At 41.1% G+C, this 25,986-nt stretch carries 29 protein-coding genes; 9 read left to right on the top strand and 20 right to left on the bottom strand.

What is annotated here, in order from left to right; translation table 11 throughout:
- Window positions 1–33: 33 nt before the first annotated feature.
- Window positions 34–729 (bottom strand): M23 family metallopeptidase, encoded by a 696-nt coding sequence (locus tag FTV27_RS11460; RefSeq protein WP_078193213.1) that lies wholly within the window; start codon window positions 727–729, stop codon window positions 34–36.
- A 106-nt stretch (window positions 730–835) separates the two neighbouring features.
- Between FTV27_RS11460 and FTV27_RS11455 the strand changes: the two genes are divergently transcribed.
- The gene (locus tag FTV27_RS11455) at window positions 836–1,276 is read left to right on the top strand and encodes a DciA family protein (RefSeq protein ID WP_078193214.1); all 441 of its coding nucleotides are present in this window, start codon (window positions 836–838) and stop codon (window positions 1,274–1,276) included.
- Window positions 1,277–1,373: 97 nt separating this feature from the next.
- Here FTV27_RS11455 and lpxC read toward each other — a convergent pair whose 3' ends face one another.
- From lpxC to gshB, 8 genes are all read right to left on the bottom strand, one after another.
- Entirely contained in the window at window positions 1,374–2,276 is a 903-nt protein-coding gene (gene lpxC / locus FTV27_RS11450; RefSeq protein WP_180078573.1) for a UDP-3-O-acyl-N-acetylglucosamine deacetylase, read from the bottom strand.
- Window positions 2,277–2,401: 125 nt separating this feature from the next.
- Window positions 2,402–3,589, bottom strand: coding sequence for a cell division protein FtsZ (gene ftsZ / locus FTV27_RS11445; protein WP_180078571.1), 1,188 nt, complete (start codon window positions 3,587–3,589; stop codon window positions 2,402–2,404).
- Window positions 3,590–3,748: 159 nt separating this feature from the next.
- Window positions 3,749–5,011: a cell division protein FtsA gene (gene ftsA / locus FTV27_RS11440; RefSeq protein WP_180078569.1), complete on the bottom strand. Its 1,263-nt coding sequence runs from the start codon at window positions 5,009–5,011 to the stop codon at window positions 3,749–3,751.
- 68 nt (window positions 5,012–5,079) lie between these two features.
- Window positions 5,080–5,934: a cell division protein FtsQ/DivIB gene (locus FTV27_RS11435; RefSeq protein WP_180078567.1), complete on the bottom strand. Its 855-nt coding sequence runs from the start codon at window positions 5,932–5,934 to the stop codon at window positions 5,080–5,082.
- 3 nt (window positions 5,935–5,937) lie between these two features.
- Entirely contained in the window at window positions 5,938–6,867 is a 930-nt protein-coding gene (locus FTV27_RS11430; protein ID WP_180078565.1) for a D-alanine--D-alanine ligase, read from the bottom strand.
- 59 nt (window positions 6,868–6,926) lie between these two features.
- Window positions 6,927–8,375 (bottom strand): UDP-N-acetylmuramate--L-alanine ligase, encoded by a 1,449-nt coding sequence (murC, locus tag FTV27_RS11425; RefSeq protein ID WP_078190576.1) that lies wholly within the window; start codon window positions 8,373–8,375, stop codon window positions 6,927–6,929.
- A gap of 14 nt (window positions 8,376–8,389) precedes the next feature.
- On the bottom strand, window positions 8,390–9,487 hold the full coding sequence (gene murG / locus FTV27_RS11420) for an undecaprenyldiphospho-muramoylpentapeptide beta-N-acetylglucosaminyltransferase (RefSeq protein ID WP_180078563.1): 1,098 nt from the start codon (window positions 9,485–9,487) through the stop codon (window positions 8,390–8,392).
- Window positions 9,488–9,789: 302 nt separating this feature from the next.
- A complete protein-coding gene (gene gshB, locus FTV27_RS11415) occupies window positions 9,790–10,734 on the bottom strand; it encodes a glutathione synthase (RefSeq protein WP_180078561.1) in 945 nt (314 codons plus the stop codon).
- A 325-nt stretch (window positions 10,735–11,059) separates the two neighbouring features.
- Between gshB and FTV27_RS11410 the strand changes: the two genes are divergently transcribed.
- From FTV27_RS11410 to FTV27_RS11405, 3 genes are all read left to right on the top strand, one after another.
- Window positions 11,060–11,665 carry a GGDEF domain-containing protein gene (locus tag FTV27_RS11410; protein WP_306669974.1) on the top strand — a complete coding sequence of 202 codons (606 nt, stop codon included), beginning with the start codon at window positions 11,060–11,062 and terminating at the stop codon, window positions 11,663–11,665.
- The gene (locus tag FTV27_RS17320; protein ID WP_373687153.1) at window positions 11,548–11,949 is read left to right on the top strand and encodes a GGDEF domain-containing protein; all 402 of its coding nucleotides are present in this window, start codon (window positions 11,548–11,550) and stop codon (window positions 11,947–11,949) included. Before FTV27_RS11410 ends, FTV27_RS17320 begins: the two co-directional genes overlap by 118 nt.
- A 125-nt stretch (window positions 11,950–12,074) precedes the next feature.
- Window positions 12,075–12,272, top strand: a complete 198-nt coding sequence (locus FTV27_RS11405; RefSeq protein ID WP_180024624.1) for a DUF3565 domain-containing protein — start codon at window positions 12,075–12,077, stop codon at window positions 12,270–12,272.
- Window positions 12,273–12,317: 45 nt separating this feature from the next.
- Here the strand turns inward: FTV27_RS11405 and FTV27_RS11400 are convergent, their stop codons facing one another.
- The 3 genes from FTV27_RS11400 to FTV27_RS11390 form a co-directional block, all read right to left on the bottom strand.
- Window positions 12,318–12,608, bottom strand: a complete 291-nt coding sequence (locus tag FTV27_RS11400; RefSeq protein WP_168370260.1) for a type II toxin-antitoxin system YafQ family toxin — start codon at window positions 12,606–12,608, stop codon at window positions 12,318–12,320.
- A complete protein-coding gene (locus FTV27_RS11395) occupies window positions 12,595–12,855 on the bottom strand; it encodes a type II toxin-antitoxin system RelB/DinJ family antitoxin (protein WP_168370261.1) in 261 nt (86 codons plus the stop codon). Before FTV27_RS11395 ends, FTV27_RS11400 begins: the two co-directional genes overlap by 14 nt.
- A gap of 142 nt (window positions 12,856–12,997) precedes the next feature.
- Window positions 12,998–13,606: an FMN-dependent NADH-azoreductase gene (locus FTV27_RS11390; RefSeq protein WP_078194113.1), complete on the bottom strand. Its 609-nt coding sequence runs from the start codon at window positions 13,604–13,606 to the stop codon at window positions 12,998–13,000.
- A gap of 98 nt (window positions 13,607–13,704) precedes the next feature.
- Between FTV27_RS11390 and FTV27_RS11385 the strand changes: the two genes are divergently transcribed.
- Window positions 13,705–14,616, top strand: coding sequence for a LysR family transcriptional regulator (locus FTV27_RS11385; RefSeq protein WP_078194112.1), 912 nt, complete (start codon window positions 13,705–13,707; stop codon window positions 14,614–14,616).
- Window positions 14,617–14,932: 316 nt separating this feature from the next.
- Here FTV27_RS11385 and pyrE read toward each other — a convergent pair whose 3' ends face one another.
- Window positions 14,933–15,583 (bottom strand): orotate phosphoribosyltransferase, encoded by a 651-nt coding sequence (gene pyrE / locus FTV27_RS11380; RefSeq protein ID WP_180078559.1) that lies wholly within the window; start codon window positions 15,581–15,583, stop codon window positions 14,933–14,935.
- A gap of 40 nt (window positions 15,584–15,623) precedes the next feature.
- Between pyrE and FTV27_RS11375 the strand changes: the two genes are divergently transcribed.
- Together FTV27_RS11375 and FTV27_RS11370 are read left to right on the top strand one after the other, a co-directional pair.
- The gene (locus FTV27_RS11375) at window positions 15,624–16,442 is read left to right on the top strand and encodes an exodeoxyribonuclease III (RefSeq protein ID WP_078193225.1); all 819 of its coding nucleotides are present in this window, start codon (window positions 15,624–15,626) and stop codon (window positions 16,440–16,442) included.
- Window positions 16,443–17,071: 629 nt separating this feature from the next.
- Window positions 17,072–17,419 (top strand): Spx/MgsR family RNA polymerase-binding regulatory protein, encoded by a 348-nt coding sequence (locus FTV27_RS11370; protein ID WP_180078557.1) that lies wholly within the window; start codon window positions 17,072–17,074, stop codon window positions 17,417–17,419.
- A 102-nt stretch (window positions 17,420–17,521) separates the two neighbouring features.
- Here FTV27_RS11370 and FTV27_RS11365 read toward each other — a convergent pair whose 3' ends face one another.
- Window positions 17,522–17,959 carry a DUF2147 domain-containing protein gene (locus FTV27_RS11365; RefSeq protein WP_078193227.1) on the bottom strand — a complete coding sequence of 146 codons (438 nt, stop codon included), beginning with the start codon at window positions 17,957–17,959 and terminating at the stop codon, window positions 17,522–17,524.
- Window positions 17,960–18,114: 155 nt separating this feature from the next.
- On the opposite strand from FTV27_RS11365, the gene FTV27_RS11360 reads away from it, so the two are divergent.
- Window positions 18,115–19,026: an alpha/beta hydrolase gene (locus FTV27_RS11360; protein WP_180078555.1), complete on the top strand. Its 912-nt coding sequence runs from the start codon at window positions 18,115–18,117 to the stop codon at window positions 19,024–19,026.
- A gap of 86 nt (window positions 19,027–19,112) precedes the next feature.
- On the opposite strand, the gene FTV27_RS11355 is transcribed toward FTV27_RS11360, so the two are convergent.
- Window positions 19,113–19,682, bottom strand: coding sequence for an FMN-dependent NADH-azoreductase (locus FTV27_RS11355; RefSeq protein ID WP_180078552.1), 570 nt, complete (start codon window positions 19,680–19,682; stop codon window positions 19,113–19,115).
- 281 nt (window positions 19,683–19,963) lie between these two features.
- Between FTV27_RS11355 and FTV27_RS11350 the strand changes: the two genes are divergently transcribed.
- A complete protein-coding gene (locus FTV27_RS11350) occupies window positions 19,964–21,130 on the top strand; it encodes a GGDEF domain-containing protein (RefSeq protein WP_257230016.1) in 1,167 nt (388 codons plus the stop codon).
- 34 nt (window positions 21,131–21,164) lie between these two features.
- Here the strand turns inward: FTV27_RS11350 and FTV27_RS11345 are convergent, their stop codons facing one another.
- The 5 genes from FTV27_RS11345 to FTV27_RS11325 all read right to left on the bottom strand — a co-directional run bounded on the left by FTV27_RS11345 (window position 21,165) and on the right by FTV27_RS11325 (window position 25,508).
- Window positions 21,165–21,833, bottom strand: coding sequence for a glutathione S-transferase family protein (locus tag FTV27_RS11345; RefSeq protein WP_180078548.1), 669 nt, complete (start codon window positions 21,831–21,833; stop codon window positions 21,165–21,167).
- 2 nt (window positions 21,834–21,835) lie between these two features.
- Window positions 21,836–23,632: a protein-disulfide reductase DsbD gene (gene dsbD / locus FTV27_RS11340; RefSeq protein ID WP_180078546.1), complete on the bottom strand. Its 1,797-nt coding sequence runs from the start codon at window positions 23,630–23,632 to the stop codon at window positions 21,836–21,838.
- Between the two features lie 54 nt (window positions 23,633–23,686).
- Complete coding sequence (locus FTV27_RS11335; RefSeq protein ID WP_180078544.1) at window positions 23,687–24,457, bottom strand: transporter; 771 nt, start codon at window positions 24,455–24,457, stop codon at window positions 23,687–23,689.
- A gap of 14 nt (window positions 24,458–24,471) precedes the next feature.
- Window positions 24,472–25,014: an ankyrin repeat domain-containing protein gene (locus FTV27_RS11330; RefSeq protein WP_111885128.1), complete on the bottom strand. Its 543-nt coding sequence runs from the start codon at window positions 25,012–25,014 to the stop codon at window positions 24,472–24,474.
- 128 nt (window positions 25,015–25,142) lie between these two features.
- Window positions 25,143–25,508, bottom strand: a complete 366-nt coding sequence (locus FTV27_RS11325; RefSeq protein ID WP_111885127.1) for an HPF/RaiA family ribosome-associated protein — start codon at window positions 25,506–25,508, stop codon at window positions 25,143–25,145.
- Between the last annotated feature and the right edge of the window lie 478 nt (window positions 25,509–25,986).

Raw genomic sequence — 25,986 nt, 5'->3', positions numbered from 1 at the left:
GACAATGGCTTCGTATACCGATGTTGTATGTGCTTATGGCAACATCGCTAAATACGTTGATGGATTTTTACGTTGACCATCTTTCACTACTTCGTAATGTAAATGTGGGCCAGTACAACGACCAGTACAACCAACGTTAGCAATATGCTCACCCGCAGCAACACGGTCGCCTACACGTGCAATTAAGCGTGATGCATGTGCATAACGTGTCAGGTAACCATTACCATGGTTAATTTCAACATATTGACCATAACCTGTGCCCCAACCTGATTTTGTTACAATGCCTGGACCCGTTGCATAAATAGGTGTGCCACTAGCCGCAGAAAGATCTAAACCTGAATGATTTTCTGCACGGCCACCCATGGTACGACCACCATAGTTTGAACTTACACGCTTCATGTCTGGAAGTGGGTGGGCAATTAACCATGAATATGGATTATTTGAACTTGCTGAATAGTTTTTAGAGGAATTGCTTGAACCGTATTTTTTTGCGATTGTCGCATTGTTGAGTTCAATTGATTTTTCACGAATTTTAACATTCAACTTTGTTTCTGCTGGAATATCAATATCATTGCTTTCAGAGTAAGCACCTTGAGACAAAGTGCGAGTTAATTGTTCAATACGATCTGATGATGAATCTGCTTGATTTAATTCAACTAAATCTGCAAAAGCGACTGAAGCGGCCGAAGCAGCCAATGAAAACGCCAATAAAATACGTCGTAAATGCATAAAAAACCTCTATAAACTGTTCTCTTTTGTTCCTTGTGTGATTTCGTCCTTGATATCAGCCAAAAGGAGCGCATAAGATTAAGACATAAACATGTAGGAAATATGTATGTCAGAACCTGTCAACGTCTTTCAACCAACAAGAAAACACATAAAAACAGGAAACTTTTCGTTTCTCTCAACGCAAGTTGCTGCATGGCAGAAGCTTACGAAAATTGTCCAACCGCTATTGCCCCAACCGGATCAATGGCAAGTCGTTTGTTATATAAATGGTGTACTTATATTAACTGGAGAAAATCAGGCACTGATAAGTCAGTTAGCCTATTTACAAAAGCAATATATTGCACAGTTATCACAAATATACGAATTCAAGGATTTACACAAGATTCAAGTTCGTCTGAGAACTCCGTCTCCAACGCCCCATTCCCCTGAAAAAATTTCAAGAACCCTCAGTACAGAAACTCAGGATTTACTCCGTAGTGCTGCTGACTTTGTGAGCGACCCTAAGCTTAGCCAAGCAATGCTGCGTTTGGCAAGCAATAAAAAGTAACTACCGAGTTGTAACAGATAAATTTGAATATTCAGAATGTGACAGACTTAACACTTGCAAATGATACAATATAACATCACTATTATAAGACAATGACTTATGTCACATTCACATAACTAATTGGGCAATCTTTAATGTCATCAAATGTTACAATTTCATAGCTGTCTGGATCACTTTTGACATTGCGTAATAACTGATTATTTAATGCATGACCCGACTTATAGGCATCATATTTCGCAATAATTTGATGACCGAGCAAATATAAATCACCCACGGCATCTAATATTTTGTGACGAACAAACTCATCTGAGAAGCGTAAACCTTCTTCATTGACCACACCATTATCATCTACGCCAATGGCATTTTCGAGACTTGCCCCTAAAGCCAAATTATTGGCTTTGAGGTAATCCAAATCTTTCATAAAGCCAAAAGTCCGCGCTTCACTGACTTCATAAACAAAAGTTTCGGTTGAAAAGTCGATAGTTGCCGACTGAAATTCTTTCTTAAATGCAGGATGGTCAAAATCAATCGTAAAATTTAATTGGAAACCGTCATGGGGTTGGAAGGCAGCACGTTTATCATCGATCAGTGCTTCGACAGGTTTACGTATTTTTATGAATTTTTTAGGTGCATTTTGTTCTTGTAGTTCACCTTGCATAAGCAAATAAATGAACGGGCCGGCACTCCCATCCATAATGGGCACTTCAGACGCCGACACTTCCACGATCAGGTTATCAATCCCTAAACCAGCAATCGCACTCATAATGTGCTCAATTGTGCCCACCTTGGCATTTTCTTGCACCAAGTTAGAACACATGAATGCTTCTTGAATCAGCATAGCATCAGCTGGAATATCAATCGGTGGATTTAAGTCGATACGACGAAACATAATCCCCCCATCGGCATGATGTGGCACAAAGTTTATCATCACTTTTTGCCCACTATGCAGTCCGATGCCACTCGCTTTCACGATGCGTTTCAGGGTACGTTGTTTCAACATGTGTCTTCTATCATCAGTTCACAAAACCGCTATACGTTAGCATATTTAGCCATTGATAAAAAACAAAAAGGTAGCTGATCAGCTACCTTTTGTAATCAACAGACATTTAAGTCATTGAATTTATGTTATTTACGCTGCTGATTTTTCAAATAGTCTTGAATACTCATTGGCGTAGGGCGTGAATTGGATGCTGACGCCGCTGCTGCAGCTGGAGCTGCTTCATTGTGCTGACGTTGAATCGCTGGCACATCATCTTCATCTACAGGTACTTGTGCAGAAGCGACTGTACGCGTTGCTTGTGCGACAGGGCGTTTCACTGGCTCAGCAGAATCGGCAGAATTACGAGTTAAACCCGTTGCGATCACCGTTACGCTAATTTCATCACGTGCATCTGGATCAAATACCGTACCGTAGAACACTTGACCTTCATCAAGATCGACAATTTGGTTCACCACATCAGTGATTTCTTCAATTTCACCGAAGGTTACGTCATCGCCACCTGTAACGTTAATCAAAATGCCTTTTGCATTCATGATGGTCACGTTATCTAACAACGGGCTACGGATCGCTTGTTCAGCAGCTTGACGTGCACGGTTTTCACCACGACCAGAACCTGCACCCATCATGGCATAACCACGTGTACTCATCGCAGTTTTCAAATCGGCGAAGTCAAGGTTGATATGACCCGGACGCACGACAAGATCAAAGATACTACGTACAGCATTTAACAGTACGTCGTCTGCTTTTTTGTAAGCATCTTTCATTGAAATATCGCGGAATACTTTAAGTAAACGTTGGTTCGGAATAATAATCAGAGAATCAACATGTTGCTCAAGTGCTTCAATACCTTTCTCAGCAGACTGCTGACGACGTTTACCTTCAAAGTTAAACGGAGTCGTCACCACACCTACAGTTAAGATACCCATTTCTTTGGCAATTTCAGCAACAACCGGCGCAGCACCTGTACCTGTGCCACCGCCCATACCTGCAGTCACGAACACCATGTCCGTACCTTCAAGGTGTTGGCGAATCAACTCACGGCTTTCTTCAGCAGCAGTTTGACCCACTTGTGGATTTGCACCTGCACCCAAACCACGCGTACTTTGCTCGCCGAGTTGGATTTTAAATTGTGCATTCATGCGGTCGAGTGCCTGTTTGTCTGTATTGGCACAAACAAATTTTACACCTTCGATATCTGATTCCAACATGTGTTGCACAGCGTTACCGCCAGCACCACCTACACCGAATACTGTGAAACGGGCTTGACCGTTGCTGTCGCTTTGATCATCTTCTAAAAATTCAAATGAGGCCATGCCTAAAAAATTCCTAATCCATAATTGGCAGACACTTCAGCCCGTATACTGCCTTGATCTTAATAAAAATTGTTTTTTAGAATGCTGTCCAAGTTCCAGCTTGTCAAGTACAAGCAATAATCCGTACAACTTCCCAACAATATTCCCAAATATTTCAACTTAAAAGATCGACTTCAAGGTGTCATTGAAGCCCGACCATGCACGTTTTACCCGATTTAATACTGAAAGTTTTTCCGTATCTTCTGGTTCAACGATCGTATCTTGTGTTTCACTTTGACTGAAAATTAACAGACCTGCGGCAGTCGCGTATTGTGAACGACGTAAAGCGGCTTGCTGTTGATCATCAGCATACACTTGCATAGGTGGATTACCTAAATGTGCAGAAACACCTAACATCCGACGCGCAAATGTCACCATCCCTTCAATTTGGCAGGCATCACCTGTGAGTACAACACCATGGTATAAACCATGAATCGCACCATGATCGACCAACACATTACGCACTTGATTAAAGATTTCTTCATAGCGCGCAATAATGATTTCGGTCAGTTCAATACGGCTAATGGTTTGTGGACCATCAATACCTTGGAACTGAATCATACTTTCAGGTTTAACCACTTTCAGATCAACACAACCATACAACAGCTTAATACGTTCAGCTTCTTCTGTTGTGGTTTGCAATACAGCAGCAATATCACGCGTTACATGCTCACCGCCACGTTGCAAGGTGTGTGTCATCGCCAAGCGACCATCTAAATACACCGCAATGTTGGTCGTACCAGCACCAATATCAACCAAGCACACACCATATTCTTTTTCATCTTTAAGCAAACTGGCTTCAGCTGTTGCTAATGATGAAATGACCATGCGTTCAACACCAATATTGGCACCTTTTAATGCGCGATCCAAATTCTGCATGGTGCTGATGGGCAACATCATCAAATGATAATGTCCTGTCATACTCCGTGCTGACATGCGAATCGGGTTTAACACCCATTCAGGTTCATCATCTAGTTCAAAACCTAAAGGTACAGCACTCACCAAATAATGGTCAGACGTTAAATGACTGGCTTTGGCCAGTTCTAAAGCACGCACCACTTCATTGGTGGTAATCGCATGGTCATTATTTTCAATTGGAGTACGACCAGAGGCATAAAAACTTTTTAGTTCAGCACTTGGAATGGAAATCCACGCAGAATGTACACGACATTCCGCCATATCTTCCGCTTCCTGCACTGCATTTTTAATTGCGGTAACAACTTTATCGAGACTGACAATTTTCCCTTTATTCATGCCGCGGTTACGAGCGGTCGCCATCCCTACCACTTGGATATTGTCTGGCGCGTGTACCTTACCAATCAAAACTGAAACTTTGTGTGTCCCAATGTCAATCGCAACAACCGAGGGAACAGCTTCATTCATTATTTACTACTACCATTCACATGTTTGTTTAATTTATGGCTTAAAGCCTCTACTTATAAAGCCGATCATTATGGCTTTACAGGCGCTGCATTCGCAATGCCTATGTCATCACTGGTTACAACAAACTGACCATTTACCGACTTTGCTGGCACAGAGTTTTTCCATTGAATCGCTAAACCATTTCGGTAGCGCAAATCGATGGCAGAAATTCGTGGCCATACAGGTTTTAAGTCACTGTGTGCGAGATAACTTAAACGCTGCAACTTACTCATGGTCTGATCTTGATCGACAATCACGCGTAAGCCTGAATCAAACTGCATAAACCAAGTCATTCGTTCGGTTAAATATAATTCTTTTAAACGAATGCCAACAGGTATAAATAGTTGATTAATTTCATTATAGCGACGCATCATCATTTTGGACTGACTCGTCGGCCCATGCAATAACGGTAAATTCTGATGATTGGTCGGAATTAATTCAGCAAATACATCACCACTGTCGCTTAACAGTCGCCCAGTTCCCCAACGTGCAATCGCTTGACGCGGCATCACCCGTACACGAATTGCATTTGGCCAAGCACGCGATACCACCACGCGATCGACCCAAGAGATTTCTAAAGTACGGTCACGAATGACACGTAAATCAGAGGTAAAATAGTTTTCAGTCATCATCGGTGAAACGTATGACATGACTTGTTGTTTTTCTTGGGCGCTCCGCACACCCACCACATCAAGTTCAGCCACACGTGCATCCGTCATGACTTTATATAGCCCCCAAATTCCGGCAATCAAAACCACACATGCAATAAACAACAACAGCCATCCACCCACATTGGTAAGCTTTTCCTTACGTGTCGGTGGTTTGTCATGTATCGATGTCGTTGCTGCACGTTTACGGCGCATAGACGCAGGAAGTTGAGCCATAATTTAGTGTGCCGCACCTGTTAAGGTTTGTTCCAAAATTGCAACACAAAGATCTTCAAAACTATAACCTACAGCATTAGCAGCTTTTGGCACTAGAGAATGACTGGTCATCCCCGGAACAGTATTTACCTCAAGTAACCAAAAGTTTCCTTCTGCATCCTGCATCGCGTCAATACGCCCCCAACCACTCGCACCTACCGCTTGGAAAGCGCGTAAAGATAAAGCTTGTAGACGCTTTTCTTCATCTTCAGTTAAGCCACATGGAATACCATATTGCACATCGTTACGGTTATATTTCGCTTCGTAATCGTAAAAAGCCACATCTGCAGGCGGTTCTAAACGAATCACCGGTAAAGCCTGACCATTTAAAATCACAATGGTAAATTCACGTCCGGTAATCCATTTTTCAGCCATCACGACTGCATCATGCTGGGTCGCTTTTGCAATTGCGGTTGCAAAGTCTTCAATTTTTTCAACTTTGCTCATACCAATGCTTGAACCTTCATGCACGGGCTTGATGATAAATGGCAAACCAATTGAATCTACAATTTCTTGTAAATCTGAATCTTTACTGACAATACGATATGGTGCTGTCGGTAGTTCTGAACCTTGCCAAACTTGTTTAGTTTTGACTTTATCCATACCAATCGCCGAGCCTTGAACGCCCGTTCCAGTGTACGGAATGTTTAACCATTCCAAAGTACCCTGAATTTGACCATCTTCACCACCACGGCCATGAAGTACGATAAATGCACGGTCATAAGCCACCAACTCAGTCACACTGCGATGCTGCGGATCGAATGCTTCGGCATTTACACCCGAATGCACCAATGCTTCAAGTACAGCTTTACCACTATCGAGAGAAACCTCACGTTCGGCAGATTTCCCACCTAATAACACGGCAACTTTGCCGAATTTTGAAGCATTTGACACGTTTATATCCTTAAACTTTTATCTACGGTCTAAACAAACTTTGGATCACCAAGCGGTGATCATTTTACATAGAGATTGTTTTGAGCAAGTTCGATTGAGATTGCTCCAACATTACCTGCGCCCTGTGTTAATAACAAGTCATTTGCTTGTAACACTTTTTTCATTACTGCTTGTAAGTTGCCTTCTACTGGATCGATGAGAATCGGTTCAACTTCACCACGTAGACGAATGCTTCGAGCCAATGCACGACTATCTGCACCCACAATTGGTTTTTCACCCGCAGGATAAACTTCTAATAACAACAGTTGATCGACTTGTGACAAGACATCGACGAAGTCATCAAAACAGTCACGCGTACGGCTAAAACGGTGCGGTTGGAACATCATCACTAAACGACGATCTGGATGACTTGCACGTGCCGCTTTAATGGTCGCTTCGACTTCTTTTGGATGGTGACCATAGTCATCGACCAATTTCACCAAGCCATCTTCAACTTCAAATTCGCCTTGTACTTGGAAACGACGACCTACACCACTGAAGCTTTCTAAGGCACGCGCAATCGCAGCATCAGAAACACCTTCATCCGTTGCAATACCAATCGCTGCCAAGGCATTTAAGATATTATGAAGACCCGGCAAATTAATGGTTAAACGTAATGGCTCACGGTCTTTACGCAAAACGGTAAAGTGTGATTGCATGCCTTCTTGAGCCACATCAACAGCACGAATATCGTTGTCTTCATTGAAACCATAAGTCACGACAGGACGACCAATACGCGGCATAATTTCACGGATGTTGGCATCATCACCACACATCACAGCTAAACCGTAAAATGGAAGGCGCTGTAAGAATTGCACAAAGGTATCTTTCAATACATCGAAACTACCGCCATAGGTATCCATATGGTCAGCGTCGATATTGGTGACAATCGTTGCCATCGGCTGTAAATGCAGGAATGACGCATCTGATTCGTCCGCTTCAGCCACGATATAACGGCTTGCACCCAATGCAGCATTCACACCAGTACGATTTAACAAACCACCAATGACATAAGTTGGGTCTAGATTTTCTTCTGCCAACATGCATGTCACAAGGCTGGTTGTCGTGGTTTTACCATGCGTCCCCGCAACGGCAATACCATGACGGTAACGCATTAATTCACCCAACATTTCTGCACGACGCACGACAGGTGTACGGGTTTCAATCGCCGCTTTCACTTCCGGGTTTTCAGAATCAATGGCTGTTGATACCACGATTACATTGGCACCTTGAATATTTTCAGCAGCATGACCGATGAAAACTTGAATGCCGTTTTCTTCAAGCTGAGCCGTGGTTTTCGACGCTTTAATATCTGAACCTGAAACTTTATAGCCTTGGTTTTTCAATACTTCGGCAATACCGCACATGCCCGCACCACCAATTCCAATAAAATGGATGTGTTTAATACGGCGCATTTCTGGCACTTTAATGAGCTTTTTCGCTTGATCGGCAGGCGTTGATGGAGACATAGATTACTCGAATTTTACAAATCTTGAATTAAACCAACCACGTGCTGTGTCGCATCGGGTTGTGCCTGTTGTCGAGCCTTAACCGCCATTTCCATAAGTCGTTGGCGATTCATCAGCGGCTTCAACAACGCTGTTAAACTTTCTGCGGTCATGTCCGCTTGTGGGCAAATTTTTGCAGCATTGATTGTGGCCAAGAACCCTGCATTTGCAGTTTGATGGTCATCCACTGCACTTGGCAGAGGAACAAACACGGCTGCCACACCCGCTGTCGCAATTTCAGTGACGGTTAGCGCACCAGCACGGCAGATAATCAAATCCGCTGCAGAATAGGCTGCTGCCATATCTTCAATAAACGGCTGAACTTCAACTTGTATATGTTCAGGTGCGTTTGCATAACGAGCCAATGTGCTTTCAGCATTATTTTGACCACACTGATGATATACACTCAGGGGCTGTTCTAATTGCTGCAAAGCAGCCGGCACACATTCATTTAAGGCACGTGCCCCCAGTGAGCCCCCTACAATTAAAACCCGTAATGGCAACCCAGCTTTTTCACGCTCTTGGTAACGCCATGACGGATTTAAAATTTCTGTAATTTCCTTACGTACAGGATTACCTGTGGTTACGATTTTATCTTGTGCAGGAAAGGTATTTGGAAATGCCTGACAGACAATTTTAGCCACACGTGACAACTGCGTATTGGTAAAACCTGCTACAGCATTTTGTTCATGGATAATGACTGGTATGCCCAATGCACGAGCTGCCAAGCCACCTGGCCCAGCCACGTAACCCCCAAAGCCTGCAACTGCATCAACTTTGAGTTGTTTCATATAACGCATGGCACTCAAAGTAGCTTTGAGAATTTTAAACGGTGCCATCAGCTTACGCACGACTCCATTGCCGCGCACGCCTTGGATATCAATTTGATAAATTGGAATATTATGATTTTTAAGCAGGCGATTTTCCATGCCTGTTGGCGTTGCGAGCCAAGAAACTTCACAGCCTTGTTGTTGCAACTCTTTGGCAACAGCGAGCGCTGGAAAGACGTGACCACCGGTTCCGGCAGCCATCATCATGACATGTTTCGGCTTTACTTGCGTTACTTCGGTCACTGTCTAATTCTTCAATTCTAAAAAGAGGCTAATGATATTCGATTTTAAGCAAACAATTGTAATCACAAACGCATGACCGTGAAAGGTAATTTACTTTTTTTCAACAGGCGTATGATTGTTTTTTTCTACTATTTTAAAAGTTTAAACTAGTTTTATTATTAATCTATGAGAATTGAAAAAAAATCAGACAATTTTTCACTTTAATTGCATTCACTTACAGTTTTTTGCTTTTTAAGCTCCCCTCCCCTGAGGGCAGGACAAAAAAAGAGCCCGTGGAGGACTCTTTTAAATCTAGTGCAAAATTAAGCTTTTAAACCTGCCTCAAGGACATCGAATAAATCATCGGCAATCGAGGTGCCAAATTGCGCATCAATTTCACGTACGCAGGTTGGACTGGTGACATTAATTTCAGTCACGTAATTACCAATCACATCCAGACCAACAAACACTAACCCTTTTTCACGAAGGAATGGCCCAACTTTGGCTGCAATGGCTTTATCATTTTCGGTCAATGGACGCGCCTCGCCCAAACCACCTGCCGCCAAGTTGCCACGCACTTCGCCATTTTGCGGAATACGCGCCAAACAATACGGTACGGGTTCGCCATTGATCATCAAGATGCGCTTGTCGCCATCCACAATTTCTGGGATGTAACGCTGCGCCATAATCGGCTGTGTGCCGTTATTGGTCAGGATTTCAATGGTTGAACCAATATTAACGCCATCTTGGTATAAACGGAAAATGCCCATACCGCCCATGCCATCTAATGGTTTCACGATCACATCGCCATGTTCTTGTAAAAATTCACGAATCAGACTTTGCTGTGAAGTCACCAAGGTCGGTACTTGGAGTTCAGGGAATTGCGTCGCGAACAATTTTTCATTGCAGTCACGTAGGCTTTGTGGCTTGTTAATAATCCATGCGCCTTCGCGTTCAGCCTGTTCCAAAATATAGGTGGTGTAGACAAAGTTCATATCAAACGGCGGATCTTTACGCATCAAAACCACGTCATAAGCTGCAATTGATTCTTTTTGTTTTTCGCCGAGTTCGTAATAGTGGTTGTAGTCTTCAAAAACTTTTAGCGGTGAAATCAAACCAAAGGCTTTGCCGTGATCGATATATAAATCTTGCTGTAATGCATAGCCTAGCTCATGTCCACGACGTGCTGCTGCCCATAGCATCGCCATTGAGGTATCTTTTTTTAGGTTTACATTTTCGATGGGATCCATCACAACAAGTACACGCATTATTCAGTGCTCTGTTCATTATCAATTTATGAACGAGTATAGCCGAGATTTTTCTTTTGTTTATTCTGATTTTGCATGTGTATGTATGGATTCGTGTGATGCAGGCGATAATTCAAAACATTTCTATCATCGGCTTTATCTCAATAATGGAAATAAGCCATGAAAGCATTATGGCGTTAGGCCTGTGTAAATCGACGCCAAGCAATTGAGACAGATATTCATCACATCTACATCTCGCCCATCACTATTTTTGGTGAAAAAACACGTGCTTTTTATTTTTTTAGCTATTGTGTTAATTATTGTAAATAAAAAATAGAATTCATTGATGATCAACATTGAGCAGATGGCTATCATTCTTGATGCTTTACCAGACCCTGCATTTGTCATATCACGTAGTGGAAAATACGTTGCAGTTTTTGGCGGGCGCGATAATCTTTATTACCACGATGGTTCCGGTCTTGTTGGTACCTATATTTCAGATGTGATCAAGCCAGATAAAGCCAACTTTTTTATGCAATTGATCGACCAAGCTCTAGTGTCAGGAAATCTACTCATCGAAGAGTACGAATTGAGCAATATGGATGTAAAAGGTCTGCCCGATTATGGTCCTGAAGAGTCCATTTGGTTTGAGGTGCGCATCCAAGCTCTCAGTTTTTCGGTAGATGAAGAAGACGTTGTACTTTGGGTCGCAAGTAATATTTCAGCGCGTCACAACCTGGAAATCAAGCTGAAAGAACTCAGCCATACAGATCAGTTAACCGGTCTTTTCAACCGAAGAAAATTAGAGCATGACTTAGCATTACATTATGAATCATACCTACGGCATTCCATACAGACCTCGATCTTGATAACCTCAAAAAGATCAACGACAGCAAAGGCCATCATGTTGGTGATGAGGCAATCCGAGCAGTCGCAGATATTCTTCGTTTAACACTGCGTAAAACCGATTGCGCCTGCCGCTTAGGTGGAGATGAGTTTGTGGTCGCCTTGCCCAACACGGGCTGCGAGCAGGCCATCCAGTTTGCCAAACGGATTCATGAACATTCCAGAAAAGAATTAAGTCGGTTTTCAATAGATAACGCGCATGTCACCGTGAGCATAGGAGTGACAACCATCATGCCTGAAGATTGCACCTACGAAGATACAATTCAACGTGCTGATCTAGCGCTGTATAAAGCTAAACATGGCGGGAAAAATAGAATTGTCGCGGCCTAAGTGTGCGCCAGAAATAAACCAAATTTCACAGTCTATTTTGCAATTCGATATTCAAGCCGTTGTGATTGCTCAACATGAACTCTTTTCCCTTTTCAGCATCATTTTAATTTAGATAGGTGTTTAATATGCAGCAAGCCATTGTTGATTTTGCCTTGGATGATGAAAATCATTGGTATGCCATTTTAGCTTGTGGTCATACACAGCATGTCCGCCATGATCCTCCATGGCAAAACCGTCCTTGGGTTATCACTGAGCAAGGACGGAAAGAAAAGTTAGGGGTAATGTTGGAATGTAAGAAGTGTGATGAAGAGAGTTTCGTATAAGAGATTTTATGTTAAACAGCCCTCAATTAAGGACTGTTTTTTAGGTCAAATTGCTAATTCGCTATGACTGCCTAATCTGACTAATTTTAAAATTAGCAGTTCACCTTCTTCTGTTTTCTTATAGATTAAAACAAGATCAGGCTTGATATGGCAATCACGATGACCCACCCAATTGCTGACCAAAGCATGGTCACGATACTTTTCAGGTAGAGGTTCATCGGCTTGTAGTAACTCTAAAACTGTTTGTAGTTCAGCATCTACTGTATTTCGATGTTGCCCTTTTTTCTCACGTTTATAGTCTTTTTTAAATGCAGAGGTGTACTTAATCGTCCGCATTAAGATCAGCCATCAGATCTTTTACAGAAGTGAAGCTCTTTGCTTTGCTTAGATCTTCTTCCATCGCTGCAATAGTTTCAGCACTGGGTTGCCAAATTTCAAAAGGTAGAGCCTTTTCTTTCGCTACTTTGGTCAACAACAAACGGACTGCATCTGAGACAGTTAAGCCCATTGATGCGAGAACTTCCGTTGCTTCATGCTTAATATTTTCATTAATACGAGTAGTCACTAAGGCATTTGAAGCCATGTTAAGCTCCTATGATTAACATTGTTAATCATACTATATTCTTAGATGAAAAAAAATTCAATTCGTATAACAGCCATTATGTTAAATAGGAACCTTAGAACAATAGAAAATTATAATTTCATTGCCATAAGGAAGAATATACTTACAATCCTACGTTCGTTTGTAAAGCAATTTGCTGTGAAGCTAATTCAAGTGCTTTAGATTTCCCTAATGGTTTAATATCAGTGCCTTCAGCATATATAAAATCTACCTTATCAATACCAATTAATCCTAATACTGCTATTAAATATGCTGTAACAGCATCTGTTGGAAGATCTTGATGAAAACCACCACGTGAACTAAAGATAATTGATTTAACACCTTTAATTAATCCTACGGGTGCGGTTTCTGTATATTGAAAAGTTACTCGTGCTCGTGCAATTAAGTCGAACCAGTTTTTTAATTGGGTTGGTACATTTAAGTTATACATTGGTGCTGCAATCAATAATAGATCACAATCTTTCAGCTCTTGAATAAATTGATCAGAGAGAGCTACTGCTGCTTTTACCTCAGGTTTTTCATTCGCCTCTCCACGTAAGGCATTAAATATCTCTAAGTTTAATACTGGTAAGTTCATAGCTCCTAGATCATGTTCAATTATTTGGTCAACATAACCACTTTGCTTACGTCTATATAAATATTTATTAATGAGCTGATTACTTAGAGATTTTTCCTGCATAAAACTAGATTTGATAACTAAAATTCTGTTCATAGTAAGGTTCCTAATATGAATTTTAATTAGATTATCATTGATAAATTGGATACAAAAGTGATAATAAATCAACTCATTGATTCCCAATTGGAACTAATATGCGTGTTAATGATCTGAAAAGTTTGATGGCATTTATTAGTGTTGTTGAACAAGGAAGTTTTACTAAAGCATCAGAAAAATTACATCTGACTCGTTCCGCTGTCAGTAAGATGATTTCAAAGCTTGAGGTACAGCTCGGAGTAGTACTTTTTAACAGAGATACACGTCATTTAGCTCTCACAGAAGAAGGTAGTATTTTCTATGAACATAGCCAGCGGGCTGTACAAGAATTATTAATAGCTGAGACATTATTTGAAAGTAATAATCAAAATATTCAGGGAATGATACGTATCTCTATGCCTGTATTATTTGGACAAAAGTTCATAGTTCCGATATTAAGAGACTTAGCAGATGAACATCAAAATTTGAATATGGTTCTTTCTTTTAATGATCGTTATATTGATTTAATTGAAGATAATTATGACCTAGTGATAAGAATTGGTAATTTAGAAGATAATAGTCAATTAATGGTTAAAAAGATTTCTGAGCATGCAATGTGGCTCTGTGCCACACCTGAATATTTAAAAAGATACCAGGTTCCTGAGAGCATCAAAGATTTAGATAACCATCAGACTATTGGATATTTGAAAAATGGGCAGCTTGAAAAGTGGATATTTCAAAGTTCTCATCATAAAACTATGAAATATTTGCCAAAAAATAAAGTTCAAATGGATGACATAAAAAGCATATTAGATTATGTACTAATGCATGGAGGAATTGGTTGGTTACCTTCCTGGTTGATTCAAGAATATATACAAAGTGGTCAATTAATACACCTACTTACTAACTATTCAAGTACTAACTATCCTATTCAAATTGTATGGAAAAGATCAAATTTCTTACCAATACGTGTTCGTACTACCATTGATAAAATAGCTTCATCAATACAAAAAGATAGCGTCATTAAATAAGATTTATAAGAGAGGAATTCTAAATTGATAGTAATACAAAATCTTTCTAGTTTAATTTTTAAACACGGATTTATTAAGCTTTCCTAAAATTAACATAATACACGCTATACGAAATTCTTTAAATTTTCTATAAGTATCAATACCTTAACCAAAGCCGTTTCAGTAAATAGCGCACTGAGACGGCTTTTTATTGATTCTTCACGTTTAACGCCTACTTTTTAAGCAATATTTCACGTTTTTTGTTAGTTAGATGCAACAATCATCATTTAAAGACGTAAAAAAGGCAGCTTCAGCTGCCTTTTGAAATCCCGAAAAATTAGATGCCGTATTTAACACGGTACGCTTCCATTTTCGCCAAGGCTTCAGTTTCGCCTTTTGCATCTAAGAAAGTCATTAAATCTTTCATAGTGATTAAAGCATGTACAGGAATTTCTAACTCTTTTTGCACTTCTTGAATCGCAGACAAATCGCCCTGACCTTTTTCTTGACGGTCTAGCGCCACCAATACGCCCGCAATTTGTGCACCGGCATTTTTCAGAATAGTCACTACTTCACGAATCGCTGTACCCGCAGTGATCACATCATCAATAATCCAGACTTTTTTACCTTCAACAGACGCACCAACCAATACACCGCCTTCGCCATGGTCTTTCGCTTCTTTACGGTTAAAGCCCCAAGGTACGCTCACACCATGGTTCTGTGACAGTGCGACAGCCGTTGCTGCTACAAATGGAATACCTTTGTAAGCTGGGCCAAAGACCACTTCCACATTATCGCATTGTATTAATTTAGCTGCATAGCCAGAAGCCAATAATGATAAGGCTTCACCATCGTTCAGTAGACCCGCATTAAAAAAATAAGGACTCACACGACCCGATTTTAAAGTAAACTCACCAAATTTAAGCACACCACGTGATAATGCGAGTTCGATAAAAGCTTGTGGATTAAATGCCGCTTGCGCTGTCATGAGGTGCTCCATTTTTTTAAGTTTGAGGTTAAACCTGAGCATGATACCAAAGAGTAGCTATCCAAGTGATCAAAAAATTTTACGTGTCGTTTCAATTAATGTGAATGGTCTGCGTTCCGCTGAAAAAAAAGGTATTTTTGACTGGATGGCAACTTCAGATGCCGATGTCATCTGCATGCAAGAAAGCCGCATTACCCATGAACAATGGACCGATAAATTTAAACCCGAAGGTTGGTTTACACACCTTTTCCCTGCAGAACGCCCAGGCTATGCCGGTACTGCGATTTATAGCCGCCTACCTTTTGTTTCAGTGACAGATGGTTTAGGTTTTGAATTGGCAGACACTCAAGGCCGCTTTATTTCTGCTGAGTTCGATTTAGGACTTGGACAAACTGCACATATTTGCTCGCTCTACCTGCCTTCTGGTTCATCGGGTGAAGAAGCTCAGGCGCGCAAAGACCTATTTTTAGGCGAATATCAACAAATTTTGAAGCAATGGCGTGCTGAAAATAAGTCAGTGATTGTTTGCGGTGACTACAACATCGTGCATAAACGTATTGATATTAAAAATTGGTCTGGGAACCAAAAGGCTTCAGGCTGCTTACCACATGAACGTGCATGGCTCGATCATATTTATGATGAGCTTGGCTATGTCGACACCTTCCGTGAGGTACGTAAAGAAGCCGAGCTTTACTCTTGGTGGTCTAACCGAGGACAAGCGCGTGCCAAAAATGTGGGTTGGCGTATCGACTACCATGCATGTTCACCAGACTGGAAAGAACGTACAGTCAATGCTTGGATATTTAAAGATGAATGGTTTAGCGACCACGCCCCTGTCATTATTGATTATAAAATTTAAGCTTCCAACAATTAATTGAGTGAACGATTGTTTACTCAATTAGAGCTTATTTCTCACATTACATGACGAATTTGTGGATTTATCTCATAACTTGAACATAGCATTATGGTCGCACGGCAAAGGGACATGTCAGGATGACATAAAAGGATTGGACGCCGAAGGAAGTATAAAAACAAACTAAATGATTTAGCTTGTTTTCAAGGATGTGACAATGGACGTTGGATTGAGACCCGCATGATCAGGATGATTAAATGCGGGTTTTCTCTTATCTAGTCCCCACATCTATAGACTCAAACATCCCCCAAATAAAACAACTAAAAATTCGATCTGCACAGCATTTTCTTATTCTCGCTTTCTTTCTACTTTTGACTGTGCAACCTTAAGCTGAATTTTCTTGTTATTGCATCGCTTTCTTTTCTGAGCATCGTTTTGTTCTGTAGGCTATTCTAAAAGACCAAAATGTCGTTTTGATGACAATACCCAATATTTATTACATGCGACTTTTACAGCAAAACATTTATTTCTCAATCCACATCCAGATCGAGCTTTGAGCATTGATGAATTAGCCTGTAGGATAATGCTGAATTGTATTTTTATCTTATTGTTTGAATAATTGAGGACACCTGTTCATGCTTAAAATTTATGGCATCAAAAACTGTAATACCATGAAAAAAGCTTTCGACTTGCTCAACGAATTAGGCCTAAGCTACGAATTTCATGACTATAAAAAACAAGCGATTGATGCTGAAACCGTAAAAAAATGGCTTAATGCCAAAGGCGCTGATGTGATTCTTAACAAAAAAGGCACAACATGGAAAAAACTCAGTGAAGAAGAGCAACAGACAGCGTTAGCCAGTGAAGAAAATTTGATTCAATGTTTAATAGCGCATAGCAGCATGATTAAACGTCCTGTACTCGATACAGGTAGCGATTTATTGATTGGCTTTGATGAAAGCGCTTACCGTGCATTGAAATAAATTTTTTTATCACACTCATGCACGGCTCTAGTTCAATTATGGCTGAAAATAGGCTATAAAAAAGCCTGACATTGTCAGGCTTTTTGTTTGAATCATGTCAAATTAGTTGGCACGAATCCATGTTTGATTACGACCTAAAGCAGCAACGCCAATAAAGCCGCGAAGCTCTAGTTTTTTGCCACCATCAGCCAATTGACCTTTTAACTTGTAAGTTTTACCTGATTGAGGATCCAAAATTGAACCATCTTCATAGCTTGTACCACCTACATTTTTAAGACCTGTCACAATACGTAAGCCTTTTAATGATTTATTGTGATATGGGCCTTCACATTTTTTACAAGCGTTCTCTTCACCTGGTGTCAAAACTGACTGAATGCTCGCAGAAAGCGTACCATTTTTTTGCTCAGTGAATTTTACAATCGCTTTTGGCTGCTTGGTTTTATCATCAATGGTTTTCCAAGTTGTACCATTTAGCGGATCTGCAGCATTTGCAAATGCGGCTAAACTCATCAATCCTAATGCTAGTGCAATTTTTTTCATTTTTGTTTATTTCCCTGGTCTGATATAGACGACATTAGTATCCAAAAGTCACAACAATTTATCAATTTTTGTATGTGACCGTTTAGTGTAACCTTGTAATTTGTGTTGGTAAATATGCTCACACGATTCCAAAAATAGAAAAAGATGGAAAGACAATGAAGATATCGCCACTGACGAAACAACTGATTACAGAAAGCATTTTAAAAACCACAATTCGTGGGCCGAGCCAATTCAATTTACCGCCCAATACTTTAAGGTTTGCTTTGGAACAAATGTGTCGTGCATTTCCCCAAAACCCGGATGTACAAATTCGTCCAATTCGCTTAGCTGGCTTAAAAGCCGAAGAAATCAAGCCGCAACAGGCATCGACCCAACTCATTTTTCATATTCATGGGGGCGCATTTTTCTTGGGTTCGATGAACACGCATCGGGCGTTTCTGACCCAAGTTGCCGCACGCACGCAAATGCAAGTGTTACATTTGGATTATCCTTTATCCCCAGAAGCGCAGTTTCCTGAAGCACTCGATGCCCTTTTTGATGTGTATGCGGTGTTATTAGATCAAGGGGTTCAAGCCAAAGATATTATTTTGTCAGGCGACTCTTGTGGTGCAAACTTGGCGCTCGCCTTAGCCCTTAAAATTCAACAGGACCAACTTCCACAAGTCAGTGGTTTGGTGTTAATGTCACCGTTTTTAGACTTGACGCTGAGCAGTGAATCCCTACGCTATAACCGTAAGCATGATGCGCTGTTAAGCATAGAAGCCCTCGAAACAGGTATTGATTATTATGTACCACGCTCGGTCGATCGAGCTGATCCATTGGTTTCGCCTTTTTTTGCAGAGCTCAAAGGACTACCTCCGATTCATATTCAAGTGGGTTCTAAAGAAATTTTATTGGATGATGCACAGCGTTTTAAAGTCAAAGCAGAAGAAGCCGGCCTAGATGTCGAATTCAAGTTGTACACTGGCATGTGGCATAACTTCCAAATGTTTAGCCCATGGTTTGAAGAAGGACAGCATGCGCTGAGTGATTTAGCCGATTTTGCACATCGACTGGATCAGGATTAATCGCTGAAAAATAATCCCTGAAATGGATCAAAGTCACCATAAAAAAAGGTCAGCAGATGCTGACCTAAGAGGGAAATGTCAATCTGTTAAATGGCTTGAATTTGAGCCTGAGCTGTTGCCATTGCTTGTGCTTTCATATCTGGTCCCATATTGACACCTTCGGCACGAATCACATCAATATCGCTGACACCTGTGAAATTAAACACGGCTTTTAATAAACCTTCTTGATAATCTACAGGGCTGTTATCGCCATACACACCGCCACGACTGCTGGCAATATAGACTTTTTTGTCACCTGCCAAACCCACTGGACCTTGTTCTGTATATTTAAAGGTACGACCTGCAACACTGATACGGTCAATCCATGCTTTCAAAGTTGATGGCAAACCGAAGTTATACATAGCAGCACCAACCACAACCACATCGGCATCTAAATACTGTTGTAACAACTGCTCGCCTAAAGCCGATTGTTCTGCATTTTGACCCATCAAAATTTCACTGCTGAGATGTGGAATCTGCTGTACTGCTAAATCGAGATATTGAACCTGTGCCGCATCACCATGTTTTTGCTGTAGCTGTTGTACAATTTCAGCGCTGAGTTGACGTGAAACTGAAGCGTCGCCCATGATGCTTGAATCAATATGCAAAATTTTCATGACTAAAACCTAAAGCTGTTGTTATTAACTTGAGCCTAGTGTAATCACTTTTCATAAATAGAATAATCCCGACCCTTATGACACTATGTTTTATTTTTAGAACAATCTTTTTGAACTCGTAAAAAATTTTAAATTACTAAGCGGTTCTTGACCGTTATCAAGTGTAAATTTTCATGCTAATGTAAGCCTATAAAATGATATCTATATAAACTTTAAGAAAAAAACTGATAACTCAAACAGGGCAATGACACAGGATGACGGTTAAATCAAGCATACGTGACATGATCCTTCGCAATAGAATCGCCCAGTATTTACTGGAAGATGAAGTGGTCATGAATTGGAGCATCCTGAAAAAGTGTATGCTCATGCTGATGCTTGGCTCAGCCATTCATCTGCTTTGGATCATTTGGAAATTTTATGTTTATGTCACGCCAGAACTTTGGCAGTGGGTTAACCTTGATCTAATCCATTCTCAATTATGGACCAACATCGTCTTTTTTAGCTTAATGGTGCTATTGATTTGGCCTTGCTATGCTGGAAAAGAAAACCCAAAAATTCAGCTTGTTTTACCTTATCTTTCAGTCGGTTTATTCGTCATTTCTTTATGTCGTGATGGTTATTTAATTGGTGTCATGAGCCCAGCCACCATGATCTCCTGTGTGAGCCTGGTGACCGTTGGATTAGTGCTATTTACACGAAAAATCGTCTATAGCATGCTGATTCCAGCCACGATTTTTTTATCTATTTGCATGTATTTAAGTATTCGCGGCATTATTCCCTATGCCCCGATTTTTCAACCTCATGCCTATGGCTATCAAAATAGTTTTTGGCTCTTCTCAATGATCTTTTTCATTGTTCCTATTTTATTAACCTGTCTGGCTTTATTTGAAATCTTACTGACCCAATGGCGTCACCGTGAGCATTTGATTCAAAAACTCAGTCAAGTCGACCCACTGACCAATTTATTTAATCGACGCAGTATCAATCAGTGTTTGGAACAGCTCGATAGTGCTAAAACAGATACATATGCACTGGTCTTATTGGACTTAGACCATTTCAAACGTATCAATGATGAATACGGACATGATAAAGGCGATGAAACCTTGATTCTCGTCAGCCAAGTATTAAACCAACATTTACGTGGTAGTGATGTGGTTGGACGTTTTGGCGGTGAAGAGTTTATTTTGGTGTTAAAAAACTCTAACTTAGAACAAGCAATTTTCATTGCAGAGCGCTGTCGAAAAGCCATTGAACAGCTTGAAATTTGGGGGCATGACGGTCAGTCGATTCATGTGACAGCTAGTTTTGGCATTGCAATTTCTACGCCTGAATTGGTACCGCAACAATTACTGACCCATGCAGATCAAGCGCTATATGCAGCTAAAGCTGGTGGTCGTAACATGGTCATGGCGTACACCGAACAACAAAACTTTAGCCATTTGGTTTAAAACTTTTATCGAGGTCAGACGTGGCGTTGAGCTTTTAACGTGGATACTGTTCCATACGACGGACTGGCTGTTCCAGTTGAGCAGCCTCGATCCATGCCACCACAGAAGGATGCTGCAAAATCTTTTGCATATAACGCTGTGTGTTGTCACTCACAGGTAGCTGGAAGGTCTGTAAACGTGTCACTACGGGTGCAAAAAATGCATCGGCAATACTAAATTCACCGCATAGAAAGCCATCCACCGCAGGACGACTCGACCAAATCTGCTCGATTCGAGTCACTTCAGCACGCAATTCGGCATGTTCAGACCATAATCTCTGACCATGACGACCATAACCCACCTGCAGATTCATACTGCATAAGCTACGCAATTGCATAAAACTACTGTGCATTTCCGCGCAAATACTCCGTGCCCATGCACGTTGTGTAGCATCTTTTGGCCACAGTGGAAGCTCTTGAAACTGCTCTGCCAAATATTCACAAATCGCCAATGAGTCCCAAATCATCACACCGTCATGTTGCAGTAGGGGCACTTTGCCATTGGCATGTAGGGCTAACATTTGCTGCTTGAACGCTCCGCCATCTGCTTCTTCAGAAAAAGGAATCAAGATCTCTTGAAAGGGTAAATTAAACGCATGTAACACCAACCACGGTCGCATAGACCACGTCGAATAGTTTTTATTGGCAATATATAATTGCATCATTTTTATTCTCCACGCGATTTAAATTTTTCCAATTGCGCTAGCAATTCTTTCTCGCTAAAAGCGCCCGTCAAGCGTAGTCCACGTATCTCTTGATGCGCTGTATCTAAAAATAAATAGGTCGGTGGCCCTAAAATATCCCATTGATTGAGCAGAACTTGATGGGTTGCATCATACTGACTCAAATCCAACTTAATTAAGTAATACGGTGCCAAAGCCTGTTGCACTGCTGCCGATTTTAAAACTTTATGTTCAATCGGCTGGCAGGCCACACACCAATCGGCATAGACATCAATAATTGCGGATTGACCTTGGGGAATTTCACTTAATAAACGTTGAAACTCTTCCGCTGTATGTGCCACATGCCAAGCACTTTGTTTTTGATTTTCTTCGACTAAAAAACGTTGGCTGTGTTGATATTGACTGTACACAATATAAGGTACAGCTGCACAGAACACCAAGATATACAACCATTTGAGCTGAGTACTGCGCCATAAAATGCGCCAAAGCACATAAGCGCTAAACACCAGCCCCAGAGCAAGCGATAACCACTGTAACCAAGCTTCACTGATCAATGGTCGAATAAAATACAAAGCCAATGCCAACATGATGAAAGCAAAGAGCACCTTGATTTGATTCATCCACAAACCCGCTTTAGGCAATACCCGTGAGCCAAGGACACTGGCCAACAATAGCGGGGTCCCCATGCCAAAGCCGAGGGTGAATAACAATAATGCACCTTGCCACTGACTTTGGGTTTGGGAAATGAATAATAATGCACCTGCCAACGGTGCTGTCATACAAGGACCGACTAGCAATGCTGAAATCATCCCCATGACTCCAGCGCCAACGAGACTGCCGCCCTTTTGCATCGACTGCGCTTGGTCTAAGCGATTAACCCAACTGCGTGGCAATTTCAGTTCAAATAAACCAAATAAATTCAGGGCAAAAACCACAAAGAGCACGCTAAAGGCAATTAAAGTCGAGGGTTGTTGCAACCAACGCTGGAAATTCAAACCTGCAGACGACGCCACCAAGCCGAGAATGGCATACACCATCGCCATACTGGTGACAAAAGTCAGTGCAATCATCCATGCTTTTAAACCTCGGCTGTCGCGGACAATCAGTGAGGTTAAAATCGGCAGCATTGGCAATGAACAAGGGGTAAAAGCCAGCAAAAAACCCAGTCCAAAAAACAGCAAAAGTCCATAAAATATGGAGCTTTGCGCTAATTTTTCTGACCACATTTGGTCACTTGCGGTATAGCGATCAGAAGCCAGTGCAGCATTCTCTGCCCGCTGCTGATCTAAACGATTCGCCGTAGGCTGTTCGGCATTATTTTCTGCTGCAAAGTCGAGTAAGCGTTTACTTGGAGTGGCTAGATTTTGCTGTGTGACCAAGCCAGAAGCATCCGTTTCAAAGCTGATGCTCTGTGGTGGATAACACACCCGATCCTTGGCACAGCCTTGCCAACTGACTTGATAGGTCTGCAGTTTTTGAGTCGGAATTTTAAAACTCAACTGTTGGTAATACACCTGCGTATGACCATAGTTATCATCTTTTAAATCCTCAGCAGCAGGCAAATCCAAAGCTAAAACTTGATTGCCCTGCTTCACCTCTATTTTGTGCTGATACAGATAATAATGCGCTGGAATATCCCAACTCAGCTCCGCCTGATCTGCACGATCAGAGACAACCGAGAAAGGAAAAGCATCTTCAGCTGAAAGTAATGCATCCTGAGCAGAGACGCCCATACTGAACGACAGCACAGCCGCTGCCGCAACATAAGTCCATTGTTTCATTCAGCTGAATTCATCCTCAGTCTGTATTTATACGTTTTAAAATTTAGGGTTCTTTTAGAACAGGTAAGATACACCTAAACCTGACTGATAATTTTTATGATCGCCAGTGAGTTCTAGTCCGACGCTCGCATCCAACTGCATACGATCCGAAACGGCATATGTCAGACCTGATGCCAAAGACACTTCCTGATCGGTACTCTCTGCTTTGCGATAAACCAGCTCAGAAAAACCCGATAAATTACCCGCAATTTGATATTCCAATCCAGGAATAGCACTCACAGCCCAATCACCATCTTGAACTTCATAACGCATGGTTATTGACGTACCAATCATATCGCTATAATCATAAGCCACGGCTGAAGTCAGACTATAAATGTCATCTTCAGCACTAAAGCCTTGATTGCCTGTTGCAATAATGGCTTCTGCAAGAATAGCCATCGACAACTTCTCATCATTCAAATCAATGGCTTTTTTCAGGCCAATGCTGACATCACCCAAACCATCTTCTTCAACTGAGCGACCCGCAACTTTGGTTTTAGACCATGCAGGACCTTGCCAACCCAATTGCAATTCCAAATCTTTTGCCAAACCAGTACGGAATAACATGTCTGCATTTAAAGTGGTGTTTTTTACTTTTTCACCATTGTCATCACGACTTTCACTATAGCTCGCTGCTGGCAAACTTTGTTCCCATGCCAAACGACCTACAGGGGTAATGCCTGTGCCCATACCCGCGCCCGGACGGTCAAATGAAAAATCCGCCGCAAATGCAGACAGGCTCAAACTGGATAATGTTGCAATGCTTAAAACTTTAAATACAGTCATGTTTTTACTCACAATTATGCTAATTCTTTGCTCATTTTTGCGCCATGGCTACGCAAAAGCTCCAAGGTTTGTTTTTCTTCTTCCAATGCTTCCGACCAATTTACCGCGTCAAAATCACAGTCAAAAAATAATTCACTAATCGACGATAAAATGGTTAAACCATCGCTATCAATCATATTTGGATTCACTTTTTCATCCAATAAGCGCTGTACCGCTGGGACACATGCTGCACTCGCGGCGTCCCATAATGGACCATAAATTTCTTCAGCATCCCATAAATGCACATTGGCTTTGGCTTGAATCAGCGCTTCCAAGATTTGCATATGTACGTCTAAATGTTGTGTTTTCTGTTCAGCTGTTAAGGGTTGACCTGCTTCATACGCTTCGCAAACCATTTCCCACCATTTAAACAAACCATCAGACCATACAGAAACCGCAGGTCCTTTTTCAAAATCTATAAAATTTGGATTAAGACCATCTGCCAACAGGCGTTGCACCTGTGCAAGATCTTGTTCTTCTAACGCTTGCACAAAAAGCTGTTGTTGCGCTGTTAACATCAGGAAAGCTCACTTCAATTTATTTTGATCTATTATGCCGAATAAAGCTGCGTTTGTTTGAATTTCATGTAAAACAAAATACAAAACACACAAAAAAAGCCCCGCAGGGCTTTTTTAAATTTTGAGACTTATTCGTCATCTACGCTGTCATCTGCTTCAGCAAAAGCAGGTTGTGTACTGCGTGGGTTCTCTTTCTTTTCGAACACATGTTCAAGACTACGTTTAAGTCGATCAATTGCACCGTGAATAGCTGTATCTACATTATGACCACGATGGTTGACCACGACAGGCTTCAAACCAGCAGGACGCGCTTCAATCATACATTTAATGTCGTCGCTACCGCCCTTGTCCCCATTTTCATCACTTAAATGCACCGAAAAGTGAGTAATGCGTTCACTATGGCGCTGAAATTCTTCATTAAGTTCTGCACGAACGTATGTAATTAATCGATCACTATTAGGAATGTTTTTATCTGTACGGATTTCTATGTTCATAATATCATCCTCATATCTATAAATATTTGTGCAAAACTTATTATCTTGGCACGTTACATTTGCTGTAAATGTTACAGCAATGACCATCTTCAACTTTGTATGGAACGTCGTCCTCCACATTGAATGATGAACACTTTAGAGTCTGCAGATCCGTGTCCTTATACTTCGAATATCGGTCTTAAGTTAGAATTTTGCAAGTGCTATTTTGATATTTTTTTAATATCCATACAAAAAGTAAGACTTTATTGTAGATTTGCATTGTTTTAATTGATTTGGGTCATATTTTTGTGCATTTCCTCGACGCCCACCTTCTATTTGTACAATTCCACTCCAACTCAAAATCTCGCTTTTACCGTCATTGATCATTCACGGCATATTTCCCCTTCAAATTACAAAACAATTTTGCCGTTGAGTAAAATTTGGCTTTATTTTTGCTTAATAATCTGTATGCTTTCAGTGCTTCTCGGGGGAGATATTT

Origin of the sequence: Acinetobacter sp. YH12251, from assembly GCF_013417465.1 — a bacterium.
Lineage (GTDB): Bacteria > Pseudomonadota > Gammaproteobacteria > Pseudomonadales > Moraxellaceae > Acinetobacter > Acinetobacter amyesii.
This window is presented reverse-complemented; position numbering and strand designations above follow the sequence as displayed.